Annotated in this window: 11 protein-coding genes; 5 read left to right on the forward strand and 6 right to left on the reverse strand. The window is 57.6% G+C overall.

Annotation, left to right across the window (positions count from 1 at the left end):
• Positions 1-90 precede the first annotated feature (90 nt).
• The 4 genes from ACQR3R_RS21415 to ACQR3R_RS21430 all read left to right on the forward strand — a co-directional run bounded on the left by ACQR3R_RS21415 (position 91) and on the right by ACQR3R_RS21430 (position 5,106).
• Entirely contained in the window at positions 91-2,553 is a 2,463-nt protein-coding gene (locus ACQR3R_RS21415; protein ID WP_428275081.1) for a fimbria/pilus outer membrane usher protein, read from the forward strand.
• A gap of 10 nt (positions 2,554-2,563) precedes the next feature.
• Positions 2,564-3,706 (forward strand): DUF1120 domain-containing protein, encoded by a 1,143-nt coding sequence (locus ACQR3R_RS21420; protein ID WP_428275083.1) that lies wholly within the window; start codon positions 2,564-2,566, stop codon positions 3,704-3,706.
• 86 nt (positions 3,707-3,792) lie between these two features.
• Entirely contained in the window at positions 3,793-4,413 is a 621-nt protein-coding gene (locus ACQR3R_RS21425; RefSeq protein WP_428275085.1) for a DUF1120 domain-containing protein, read from the forward strand.
• A 51-nt stretch (positions 4,414-4,464) separates the two neighbouring features.
• Positions 4,465-5,106: a DUF1120 domain-containing protein gene (locus tag ACQR3R_RS21430; protein WP_428275087.1), complete on the forward strand. Its 642-nt coding sequence runs from the start codon at positions 4,465-4,467 to the stop codon at positions 5,104-5,106.
• A 26-nt stretch (positions 5,107-5,132) separates the two neighbouring features.
• On the opposite strand, the gene ACQR3R_RS21435 is transcribed toward ACQR3R_RS21430, so the two are convergent.
• The 6 genes from ACQR3R_RS21435 to ACQR3R_RS21460 form a co-directional block, all read right to left on the reverse strand.
• On the reverse strand, positions 5,133-6,449 hold the full coding sequence (locus ACQR3R_RS21435; RefSeq protein WP_428275089.1) for a CynX/NimT family MFS transporter: 1,317 nt from the start codon (positions 6,447-6,449) through the stop codon (positions 5,133-5,135).
• Positions 6,439-7,098, reverse strand: a complete 660-nt coding sequence (locus ACQR3R_RS21440; RefSeq protein ID WP_428275091.1) for an FCD domain-containing protein — start codon at positions 7,096-7,098, stop codon at positions 6,439-6,441. Before ACQR3R_RS21440 ends, ACQR3R_RS21435 begins: the two co-directional genes overlap by 11 nt.
• A 211-nt stretch (positions 7,099-7,309) precedes the next feature.
• Positions 7,310-8,074, reverse strand: coding sequence for an amino acid ABC transporter ATP-binding protein (locus ACQR3R_RS21445; protein WP_003171943.1), 765 nt, complete (start codon positions 8,072-8,074; stop codon positions 7,310-7,312).
• A gap of 11 nt (positions 8,075-8,085) precedes the next feature.
• The gene (locus ACQR3R_RS21450; RefSeq protein ID WP_428275094.1) at positions 8,086-9,183 is read right to left on the reverse strand and encodes an ABC transporter permease subunit; all 1,098 of its coding nucleotides are present in this window, start codon (positions 9,181-9,183) and stop codon (positions 8,086-8,088) included.
• 10 nt (positions 9,184-9,193) lie between these two features.
• Positions 9,194-10,375, reverse strand: a complete 1,182-nt coding sequence (locus ACQR3R_RS21455; protein WP_428275096.1) for an ABC transporter permease subunit — start codon at positions 10,373-10,375, stop codon at positions 9,194-9,196.
• A 65-nt stretch (positions 10,376-10,440) separates the two neighbouring features.
• A complete protein-coding gene (locus ACQR3R_RS21460) occupies positions 10,441-11,472 on the reverse strand; it encodes a transporter substrate-binding domain-containing protein (protein WP_428275098.1) in 1,032 nt (343 codons plus the stop codon).
• 469 nt (positions 11,473-11,941) lie between these two features.
• Between ACQR3R_RS21460 and ACQR3R_RS21465 the strand changes: the two genes are divergently transcribed.
• A complete protein-coding gene (locus tag ACQR3R_RS21465) occupies positions 11,942-12,598 on the forward strand; it encodes an alpha/beta hydrolase (protein WP_428275100.1) in 657 nt (218 codons plus the stop codon).
• Positions 12,599-12,690 lie beyond the last annotated feature (92 nt).

The following is a 12,690-nucleotide window of genomic DNA, read 5'->3' on the forward strand; positions in this document are numbered from 1 at the left end:
TTCATAGGTGATGATTTTAAACGTCGCCACGAGCGTGCCTGAAACCATAGACCAATCGTCCAGCACGCCGACATAAACCAAGTGAGTTTAATGAGCACCGTATTTTACCGTGAGGGCGAAGCCATGCCCGCGATTCGGGCCGCAGCCCACCCTCATGATTCGAGATTATGCACTGGCACTGCGTTGCTGTTGGCTAACGTGATGATGGTGGCTGACGTTTGCGCCGATGGATCACTGTCAACTTCGTTCGACAAGAGCACGTTGTTGCAACGCGGCATTGATCCCACGCTGGCGACATTGCTACTGGCAGCTCCGCGCTATACCGCGGGTAAACACCTCGTCACCCTGACGGTCAATGGCCAGCGCCAAGGTCGGGTGGATATCACCATCAACCCTCAGGGTGAACTGTGTTTTGATCCGGCGATGCTTGCTGCGGCCAACCTGAAAATACCCAGCCGTACACTGGGGGATACTCGCTGCCACGATTTTCTGGGGACTTGGCCGCAAGCCCTGATCGAGCCCGACCCGGCGAACCTGAGCCTGGCGCTGATAGTGCCCACCGAAGCGATACGCGAGCAAACCCGGGACTTCTCGGGTTATCAGACGGGGGGTGTAGCCGCACTTCTCAATTATGACGTCACCGGTCTGCAGAGCTACTACGGCGATCAATCGAGCCGCTACGCCTCGGCCAATACTGAGCTGGGTTTTAATGCCGGTGACTGGATAGTGCGCAGTCGTCAGGTGCAAACCTGGCAAGACGATGTCTCGCGCACCACACATTTGGCCGCCTACGCCCAGCGCACATTCGCCAGCCACGAAGCGGTGTTGCAGGCGGGCCAGATCAATCTTTACAACCCTGTACTGGCCGGTGCCCAAATTACCGGTGTGCAAATCCTCACCGAACAAGCGTTACAGGTGGAAGGACAAAATGCGCTCATCGAAGGCATCGCGCACAGCCAGGCACAGGTCGAAGTTCGGCAAAACGGCTCGTTGATCCATTCCACCGTGGTGCCGGCCGGACCATTTGCGCTGAACAATGTGCGCCGCCTCAACACCCGTTCCGACGTCGAAGTGACCGTCAAAGAGGCCGACGGCAGCGAGCGTCGTTTTACCGTCCCCGCGGCAATGCTCGGTGTTGGTTTACCGGCACCCGGCTATTCGCTGGCGGCCGGCCAGGTGCGCAGTATCGGCGATGCGCAAAGTGGTGATCCTTGGGTGATCAGTGGTGGCTGGAGCGGCGCTCTCCAGCCGCAGATATTGCTGAGTGGCGGCCTGACGGGAGCCGCCGAATACCGAGCGGCGGGCGTCAGTGTCGGCCTGCTTCCGTTTGCCGAGACGCAAATCCAGGCCTCCCTTCAGGGTGCCGACGCCAGCCGTGAATCTACCCGTGGATTTCAGGCCGACCTGAACGTTTCACAACGCTTTAACGAACAATGGTCGATCAACGCAGGAAGCGCCTACCGGACCCTCGGCTATCGAGAGTTGGAAGACGCCGTATTCAATCCCCGATCGGACGTCAGCAAATCACGCTATCGCGATCAGCAAAGCGCCGCCATGTCCTGGTCTCATCCAGGGTTGGGCGCCTTCAGCACTGGACTCTCGCGCTCCAGTTCATTCGATGGCCAAAGCAGTAGCCGCGCCCTTGCATCCTGGGGCACCAACATCGGCAGTGTGTCTGTTTCGGCGACTGCCGAATGGCAGGTCAGTGGTGTGAATCGCAGCGACGACAGCCTTTATCTCAATGTCAGTATTCCGTTGGGGGAAAGCCGACGGGTGCGAACCTGGGTGCGCAGCGCCAGTGGCGAGCTCAGAAGCGGCGTCGGTTTGACCGAGCAAATCAACGATCAACTGGCCTATCGCGTTGGCGTTGAACACGACACGCGAGACAAGCAAGTGCAGTCCTCGGCCGGCGTATCGCTGTTGCCGAGCTACACCCAACTCGATCTCAATTACACGCGCTCCGATGCCGAACGCTCAAGCTATCAAGCCAGTGCTCGTGGCGGTGCGGTGCTTCACAGCGGTGGCCTGACGCTCTCGCCTTACCCTATCAGCGACACGTTTGCGCTGCTCTCGGTAGGCGAAATGGGCGCCGTAAAAGTCAACACGCCAAGCGGTCCGGTCTGGACTGACTGGCAAGGTCAGGCAGTGGTTTCGCAAGTCACCGCCTACGGTCGCAGCCCGGTGGAAGTCGATACACGATCGTTGCCGCGCAACGCCGACATCAACAATGGCCTGGCCGTCATTTCGGCGGGTCGTGGTGCCGTCGACAGCGTCGAGTTTGGCATCACCCTGACTCGCCGCGCATTGCTTAAAGCCACTTTCGGTGACGGTGCGCCGCTACCACGCGGCGCGTCGGTGAACACCGACGATGGTGAATTCGTGACCTTGGTGCAGGACGGCGGCCTGGTGTTTTTACCGAACGTTCTCGATCCCCGCGCCCTGTGGATAACTGCGCCAGGATTGACCCGTTGTGAACTGCGTTTCGAGCTGCCGGCAAACGCCGATACCGAGGCTTATTACGAGACTGCCCCCGCCCAGTGCCGAGCGCTTTGAGGATAACTGCATGAACCTGATTCGCAATGCACTGCTGATGCTCGCACCACTGATGCTCAGCGCAATTGCGCCGCAGGCGTGGGCACAGCCTGATGACTGTCAGCTCAACCTAAGCCAACCCATCCTCGATTTTGGCCTGATGAACCGGGCGATTCGCCTCGACGCGAGCATCGAACGCAACCTCGGCGAGCGCCGTTTGAGTGTGAGCCTGAGTTGCTCAAAACCGGTCGACATGAGCGTTTTTCTTAGAGCGATGGCCGCCAACACAGAACGCTTTCGCTTTACCGACCTCGGCAGTTATCAGGTGCGCGTTCGCGACGGTGTACTGGACGGTCAATCTGTAGAGCTGGGACTGATCGCAGCGGTGGGTCAACTTCCCGCTGAAGCCGCTTCGACGCTGACTTGGCGACCTGAGCACGGCATCGTTCCAGTGCGAGCCGGCGTCGCGGTGCAGGGACGCAGTTTTTCAGTGCAACTGGAATTGACCGCGTGGGCACAAGAACGGGCGTTGAACGTGCGTGATGCCGTGACATGGGAAACCAGTGCTTTGTTCGACGCAGTTGCTGCCGGCCGCAGCCGCGAAACGCGCTTAAAAGCCAGCTTCGCTCCCGGCGCCTGCGAACCCGTACTGTCCAATAACGGTCTGGTCGATTTCGGCAAGCTGTCCAGGAACGACCTGAACCCCGACAGGGGCACGCGACTGCCACCCAAGACCTTGACCTTACGCGTCAGCTGCGATGCCCCGACGCATTTCGCACTGCGCATGCAGGACAACCGCGATGGCTCGGCGATGGTAAACAGCGAGATTTACTACGGGCTCAATGTCGATCACCGCAACAACAAGATTGGCCTCTATTCACTGAACTTCGACCCAGCTCATGCCATGGCCGACAGCTACGCGCGCCTCTATCGAACCGATTCCACCACGGGGGGTACCGCGTGGAGCACGGCCAGCGCGAACCCTATTCCCATAGGCAGCAACAGCTACCTGGGATTTACCGACCGCGCAGGCAGCAACTCAGGTCCGGTAGCGATTCAGCACCTGACGACTTCGGTCGCCGTTGAGGTGGTGATCGCGCCTACGTCGAGTCTGGATTTGAGCACAGCCATCGACCTCGATGGCTCGGGGACGATCGAGATTATTTACCTGTAGCAACCACCCACTGTTGTTGCGTCCGGGCCGCTATTTAGCAGTCTGGAGCAGCCGCAAAAATCAACTGAAAAAGTGAGTTCATTAAAATGAAAAAGTACCTGACAGCGCTCTCCGCAACCGCACTGATGTGCGCGGCGCCATACGCATTGGCAGCGTCGAGCACCGATCTGACGGTCACCGGGACAATTACGCCGAGTGCCTGTACACCTAATTGGTCCAATAGCGGCCAGGTCGACGCGGGCAAGATTTCGGCAAAAGACCTGAATCCAACGACGAGCACGTTAGTCGGCAGCCATCCTATGCAATTGTCTGTTGCCTGTGACGCCGCAACCCTGTTTGCCCTGAACCCGATCGATAACAAGCCAAACACCACTGCAGCCAGTGGATGGTTCGGTCTTGGGTTAACCAACGCAGGAGAAAAATTGGGTTTTTTTAAGGCAGAAATCAAAACCACACTGGCGGATGGAGTAGCAGCGCAGGCCATCGACTCAGAAGATTGCGGTGCCAACTGGTCAAGAACCTCCGTATTGGGCGTTGGTTATATTGTGTCAGTAGGAACGACTACCGGCACCAACACCCCGATCGTCGTGAAAGATCTCACGATGGACGTAGACGTTCTCATCAGCATTGCCCGTGCCGACAGCCTCACCCTGACTGACGATGTCACCCTCGACGGTTCCGCAACCTTTGAAATGAAGTACCTCTGACCCACCGATCATGAGCCGCACGGCGCCAGGGCACGTGCGGTTCCGATCGATATGAAAAAGGAGTATGAGTTGAAACCAGTCTGCACATTATTCGCCGTCACCCTGCTGCTCACACCGCTGTCGCTCGCCATTGCGTCATCGTCTGCAGACCTGAACGTCAGCGGCACCATTATTCCAAGCGCCTGCACGCCAACCTTATCTAACAGTGGCGTTGTGGAGCATGGCACGATCTTCGCGAAGAGCTTGAATCAGGATAAAACTACCGACCTGCCCCTTCAAACACTGCAACTGGCGATCAACTGCGAAGCCCTGAGACCGTTGAAACTGGCAGTCATCGATAACCGGCACGGCTCTTCGAATTCCGCCAACGCCTATGGCCTGGGCATCATCAACGGCAATCAGCAGCTTGGTAGTTTTTTTATTCAAATGTCGAATGCAATGGATGAAGGCGTTCCCAGACTCACTCTGGGCTCCAAAGACGGCGGCGCCACGTGGGGATATACCCAATGGATGGATCCTGTTTACCCGCTCTACACGGTCAGTTCAATCAGAGATACCGACAAGCCGATACAAGCTAAGAATGTGACCATGGACTTGATAATCAACACGTCTATTGCCCGTGCCGACAGCTTGAATTTAACCGGACAGGTCACCCTGGATGGCTCAATCACACTGGAAGTCGGCTATCTGTAATCACGTTTCAAACCTCACCCGAGCGTTTACAGGTGAGGAATTTTTTCGCTGGCAACGTTAACGTACAACGAACGCCCGGCACCGAGGCCTGCAATGATTGCGCCGAGGCCGATCACGCCGAAGATCCAGCCCACAGCGTTCCAGCCCCCAGTCCAGTCATGCACGATACCGACCGCGAACGGCCCCATTGAGGCCAAGGTGTACCCAAAACCCTGGGCCATGCTCGACAGGTTCGCCGCGACATGCGCGTCCCGCGAACGCAATACAATCAGGGTCAGCGCCAGACTGAACGTGCCGCCCTGTCCCAGGCCCAGCAAAATCGCCCAGCCCCACAATCCGTCGATGGGGGCATAGAGACAGCCGAACAAACCGCCAAGGGTCAGCACCATGACCACGACGATGGCCAGACGCTGATCTTTGCCGCGTGTAGCCAGCCACGGCGCGGCCAGTGAACTTGCCAGTTGCACGATGACCGAGCCTGACAACACCAGCCCCGCTTGAGTCGGTGTCAGGCCGCGACCGATGAGGATCGACGGCAACCAGCCGAACACGATGTACGCCAACGATGATTGCAGGCCCATGTACAAGGTCACTTGCCACGCCAGCGGGTCACGCAACAAGCCGCGAACCCGATAGGCGACATTGTGTGCACCGTGTTTTTGTCCGATTTGCGGCAACCAGAAAATTGCTGCAACCAACGCCGGCACCACCCAAAAGCCCAAGCCCAATGCCCAGCTCTTGTCGAAATGTTGACTGAGTGGCACGGTCGCGCCCGCAGCCATTGCTGCGCCCAGGCACAGCGCCATCGTATACACGCCGGTCATGGTCCCGGCATGTTTAGTGAAGTCGCGCTTGACGATACCCGGCAATAAAACACCAATCACACCGATGCTTGCACCGGCCAGCACGCTGCCAGCAAACAGGCCGATCTCGCCGAACGAGCTGCGCAAAATGATGCCGCCGGCCAGTGTCAACAGGATCCCCAACACCACGCGCTCGGCGCCAAAACGGCGTGCCAGAATAGGCGCTAACGGCGCGAACAATCCCAGGCACAGCACCGGTAATGTCGTCAGCAAACCGGCCTGGGCCGCCGACAACCCAAGGGTTTTCGACACTTCACTGAGCATCGGCGACATACTCGACAGCGCCGGCCGCAGGTTTAGCGCCACCAGAATCAGCCCAAGCAATAACAGCCATGGCCGTCGCAATATCGGGTGACTTTGCTGGACTTGCTCGTCATCGGCTTCGGCATCGATCAGCAGCGCTTCAAGCTCTGCCGTGTGTTTGGGTTGGGGCATGTTGCGGTTGTCGCCGGTCATGGATTTCTCGGTTTCAAGGTTCATTGATCAACTGCCTCGATAGGGCTTTAGCCCGTTCGGGGTCACGTTGCTCGACGGCATCAAGCAGTTCGATGTGCAGATCGAACACCTCTTGGCGTCGCGGGGTAATGTTCAGGGTCTGGCGCAATTGAGCACCGACGATGCTTGAGAAGTAGCGGTACAGCTCGGTGAGCGTCGGGTTGTGCGCGGCCTCCACCAGACGGCGGTGGAACACCATGTCGCAAGCGATGTAGCTGTCGAGATCGCCGTGATAATGGCTGCCGCTGATGCCCAATGCCTCGCGCAGTTCTTTCAAATCTTCATCGGTACGCCGCAGCGCCGCGAGGCCGATGGCTTCGACTTCCAGGATGTGGCGAGTTTCACGAGCCTGCTCAACGGAACAGCGCGACAAGGCTTTCAAAGTGTCGAGCGGGTCGATGACCGCGCGCAGATAACTACCGTCGCCTTGGCGGATCTCGATCAACCCGGAAAACGCCAACACGCGCATGGCTTCGCGCACAGTATTGCGGCTGATGCCCAATTCAGCGGACAGCTCGGGCTCGGTCGGCAAACGCTGGCCGACGGCCCACACTCCTTGGTTGATGCGCAGGCGCAGTTGTTCCAAGGCCTGATCGACCAATGATCGTTTAACCAACGGTGACATATCTGACATGAAATTCGCCCCTTCATCCAATCATAGGATGAATTTTCTGACATCTTAGTCAGCTTCATTGTCGAAGGCAAATCAACAGCCAAAACAGCGACCAGCGGCAAAACTACCACCATCGCGAGCAGGCTCACTCCCACAGGAGACCGTCGCGGTTAATCGCAGGCAAAAATAAACCCGGCACGCTGGCCGGGTTTATTTCACTGTCGAGTATTGATCAATGCAGGATCTGGCTCAGGAACAGTTTGGTGCGGTCATTTTGCGGGTTGTCGAAGAAGTCGTTCGGTGCTGCCTGTTCGACGATTTCGCCCTTGTCCATGAAGATCACACGATTGGCCACCGTGCGCGCAAAACCCATTTCGTGGGTCACGCAGAGCATGGTCATGCCGTCTTCGGCCAAGCCGATCATGGTGTCCAACACTTCTTTCACCATCTCGGGATCGAGGGCTGAAGTCGGTTCGTCGAACAACATGATTTTCGGTTTCATGCACAAGGCGCGAGCAATCGCCACACGCTGCTGCTGGCCGCCGGACAGTTGCCCCGGAAACTTGTGCGCTTGCTCTGGAATGCGTACGCGCTCCAGGTAATGCATGGCGATTTCTTCGGCCTTACGCTTCGGCATCTTGCGCACCCACATCGGCGCCAAGGTGCAGTTTTGCAGAATGGTCAGGTGCGGGAACAGGTTGAAGTGCTGGAACACCATGCCGACTTCACGGCGGATCGCTTCGATCTGCTTCAGGTCGTTGGTCAGCTCTACGCCATCGACCACGATGCGTCCCTGCTGGTGCTCTTCCAGTCGATTGAGGCAACGAATGGTGGTCGACTTGCCGGAACCCGATGGGCCGCACAGGACGATACGTTCACCCTGTTTAACGTTGAGGTTGATGTCTTTCAACACGTGAAACTGGCCGTACCATTTGTTCACGCCCTGCATCTGAATAATGCCTTCAGGGCTCACAGGCTGTTTGATCGCTTCACTCATAAACTACGCTCCTAACGCTTGTGGCCAGTGTCCAGCTTACGTTCCAAATGCATGGAGTAGCGGGACATACCAAAACAGAAAATCCAGAACACCAGGGCCGCGAACACGTAGCCTTCAGTCGCCATGCCCAACCATTTCGGGTCGGCGGCGGCTTGCTTGACGCTATTGAGCAAGTCGAACAGGCCGATGATGATCACCAGGCTTGTGTCCTTGAACAGCGCAATGAAGGTGTTGACGATGCCGGGGATCACCATTTTCAAAGCTTGCGGCAGAATCACCAGGCCCATGCTGCGCCAGTAACCGAGGCCCATCGCGGCAGCCGCTTCGTACTGACCTTTTGGAATCGCTTGCAGACCGCCGCGCACCACTTCGGCGACGTACGCCGACTGGAACAGGATCACGCCGATCAACGCCCGCAGCAGTTTGTCGAAGTTCATGCCTTCAGGCAGGAACAACGGCAGCATCACCGAGGACATGAACAGCACCGTGATCAACGGCACGCCGCGCCAGAATTCGATGAAGGTCACGCAGACCACACGAATTGCCGGCATGTTCGAACGACGGCCCAACGCCAACACAATCCCCAGCGGCAACGCACCGGCAATACCGACGGTGGCGATCACCAGGGTCAGCATCAAACCGCCCCATTGACTGGTCGCCACGTTGGTCATGCCAAAAATGCCGCCATGCAACAGGAAGTAGGCAATGATCGGGTAAGCCACCAGGAAGCTCAGGCCATACACCGCTTTACGGTGAAAACGCGAGATAAACAGCGGCGCCACGCCGATCACCGCCAGCCACACGGTCAGGTCGACGCGCCAGCGCAAATCCTGCGGGTAATAGCCATACATGAACTGGCCGAAACGCTGCTGGATGAACACCCAGCAGGCGCCCTCCTTCGTGCAGTCGGCGCGAGTGGTGCCCACCCAGTTGGCGTCCAGAATCGCCCAATGCAAGATCGGCGGCACTACCAGGTAAATCAGATAGAAGGCGAACAAGGTCAGCAGGGTGTTGATCCAGCTGGAGAACATGTTCGCGCGCATCCACGCCACCGGCCCGAAGACTTTGCTGGGTGGCGGCATGTCAGGTTTGAAAGTATGAGTGCTCATGCGCTTTTCCTTACCGCTCGATCAGCGCAATGCGCTTGTTGTACCAGTTCATCAGCAGGGAAATGCTGATACTGATCGCCAGGTACACGCTCATGGTGATGGCAATGACTTCAATCGCTTGTCCGGTCTGGTTCAACACCGTACCGGCAAACAACGACACCATTTCCGGGTAACCGATACCGGCCGCCAACGAAGAGTTCTTCGCCAGGTTGAGGTATTGGCTGGTCAGCGGCGGAATGATCACGCGCAGCGCTTGCGGGATGATGACCTTGCGCAGGGTCGGACCGTTGCGCAGCCCTAGCGAACGCGCGGCTTCGGTCTGGCCGTGGCTGACCGACTTGATGCCTGAACGCACGATCTCGGCGATAAACGCTGCGGTGTACACGGTCAGGGCCAAGGTCAGCGCCAGCAGTTCCGGGATCAGTACCCAGCCACCGACAAAGTTGAAGCCTTGCAGTTTCGGCAGTTCCCAATGCAGCGGAGCACCGAAGATCAAGGCGCACAACGCCGGGATCACCAGCATGATCGCCAGGCCCACCCAGAACTTGTGGAACGGCACGCCGGTGGCTTCGAAACGTTTGTTGGCCCAGCGGCACATCAGTACCACGGCAACAATGGCCACCACGACACTGACCGCGAAGGCCCAGAAGCCGCTCGCCATTTGTGCGCCCGGCATATTCAGGCCACGGCTGCTGACAAAGAACATGTCGCCGAAGTTATGGCTGGCTCGCGGTCCCGGCATGGTCAGGAACACGGCGAAGTACCAGAACAGGATTTGCAGCAGCGGCGGAATGTTACGGAAAACTTCCACGTAAACCGTCGCCAGCTTGCTGATGATCCAGTTCGGCGACAGCCGCGCCACACCGACGATGAAACCGAGGATGGTCGCCAGGACCACACCAATAACAGTCACCAGCAGCGTGTTGAGCAAACCGATGACAAACACCCGGGCATACGTGTCCGATTCGGTGTAGTCGATCAGGTGTTGAGCAATGCCGAAACCGGCACTGCGGTCCAGAAAGCCGAACCCGGAGGTAATGCCCCGGTGTTGAAGGTTGGTTTGCGTATTGTTGAACAGATACCAGCCCATCGCGACGACCGCGACAATGGTGATGATCTGGAATAGCCACGCACGCACTTTTGGATCGCTGAGGCTGAGCCTCTGCTTTGGTGCGCCGATTGATTTTTGCATGAAGTGCCCCGCAAAGAATGGAACAGAACATCACCCGGTGGTTGGCCCACCGGGTGATAGAACCATCAGCGCACTGGTGGTGCGTATTGAATGCCGCCGTTGGTCCACAGCGCGTTCAGGCCGCGGTCAATTTGCAGCGGAGTATTCTTGCCGAGGTTTTTCTCGAAGATTTCGCCGTAGTTACCGACTTGGGAAACGATCTTGACGACCCAGTCCTTCGGCAGTTTCAGGTCTTTGCCGTATTCACCGTCAGCACCCAGCAGACGTGCTACGTCGGGGTTCTTGGTGGACTTGGCTTCTTCCAGAACGTTTTTCGAAGTGATGCCGGCTTCTTCAGTGTTCAACAGCGCGTAGCCAACCCAGCGAACGATCGCCAGCCATTCATCGTCGCCATTACGCACGACCGGGCCCAGCGGTTCTTTGGAGATGGTTTCCGGCAGTACCACGTAGTCTTTTGGCGAAGCCAGTTTGCTGCGCTGTGCGTACAGCTGCGACTTGTCGGAAGTCAGTACGTCGCAACGACCGGATTCCAGCGACTTGGCGCTTTCATCGGAGGTGTCGAAAGTGATCGGGGTGTACTTCAGGCCGTTGGCGCGGAAGTAGTCGGACACGTTCAGTTCAGTGGTGGTACCGGCCTGGATGCAGATGGTTGCACCATCCAGTTCCTTGGCACTTTTCACGCCCAGCTTGCTGTTGGCCAGGAAGCCAACGCCGTCGTAGTAAGTGATGAAGCCAGGGAATTTGAGGCCCATGCCCGCATCGCGCGAACTGGTCATGGTGGTGTTACGCGACAGCAGGTCGATTTCGCCGGACTGCAGCGCAGTGAAGCGCTCTTTGGCATTCAACTGGCTGAATTTAACCTTGGTGGCGTCGCCGAAAACAGCAGCTGCCACAGCGCGGCAGACGTCAGCGTCGATCCCGAGGATCTTGCCGGTGGAGTCCGGAACCGAGAAGCCCGGCAAACCATCACTCACACCACACTGTACGAAACCTTTCTTCTGCACTGCATCCAGGGTTGCACCCGCCTGAGCGAACCCGCTGACACCGAGTACTGCGGCTGCAGTCACGATAGCCAGGGTGGATTTCAACATCTTCATTCAAACCTCCAGTTTTGCTCTTGTTGTGTCGGAGCTCGAGTCGTGTCGCACCCTTATGAGGCGTTGTTGACCCGTGTTGGCTTTTTTTGGGGTCAACCGACGTAAGACCTTCGCTATGAGTCTAGTAGGAGAAATCCGCATCATGGATGACTCACTTCTCACCAATCGGCCGAACGGGCTGTAGCCCTTTCACGTTCGCTAAGCCCGTAACGGCCACTGACGAACATCCATCACCGGATTTTTTTTGCTATCCCACCGCCAGCGGACTACTGATAGTGTTACCGCCAGACAAAGGAATGTTTACTCGAGTTTTCCCATAGCAAGGCCCGTACCACACCGCCAGCTAAAGCGATTCAGCCGCACGTCAATAGCAAAACTTGTAGAGTTGCGACATCTTCTTAACTGATCAACCAGAGGCGCCCTCCTACCTCGCACTTAATGAGAGCGCCTGCACACATTTGGAGCAGCCATGACCCAGCCCTTGATTATTCAGCCCGGCAAGCCCGTAGATGCCTGCGTTATCTGGCTGCACGGCCTGGGCGCCGACCGCTATGACTTCCTGCCCGTGGCCGAGGCCCTGCAGGAAAGCCTGCTGAGCACTCGCTTCGTTTTGCCTCAGGCACCGACACGCGCCGTGACCATTAACGGTGGTTACGAGATGCCGAGCTGGTACGACATATTGGCCATGAACCCGGCGCGCGCGATCAGCGTCGAGCAGTTGGACGAGTCGTCAAAAATGCTCACCGATTTGATCGAAGAACAGCGCGCCAGCGGAATAGACGCGTCGCGGATTTTCCTGGCAGGGTTTTCTCAAGGTGGCGCGGTGGTTTTACACACCGCATTCTTGAAATGGCAGGGACCGCTGGGCGGCGTACTTGCCCTCTCCACGTATGCGCCGACGTTCAGCGATGAACTGGAACTTTCAGCCAGTCAGCAGCGAATTCCAGTGCTGTGCCTGCACGGTCAATACGACGACGTGGTGCAAAACGCCATGGGCCGTAGCGCTTATGAGCACTTGAAGCAGCGTGGTGTCACCGTGACATGGCAGGAATACCCAATGGGTCACGAAGTGTTACCCGAGGAGATTCGTGATATCGGCGTGTGGCTCGCCGAGCGTTTGCGCTGACTGTTCAGTCAAAAGAGCCCCATTGATCATCACACTACGCCGCGCCCGATTCTTGCATTACACTGGCCGGCGTACATTCCTTAACCAATTGA

Origin of the sequence: Gordonia sp. IEGM753, assembly GCF_050321825.1 — a bacterium.
Lineage (GTDB): Bacteria > Pseudomonadota > Gammaproteobacteria > Pseudomonadales > Pseudomonadaceae > Aquipseudomonas.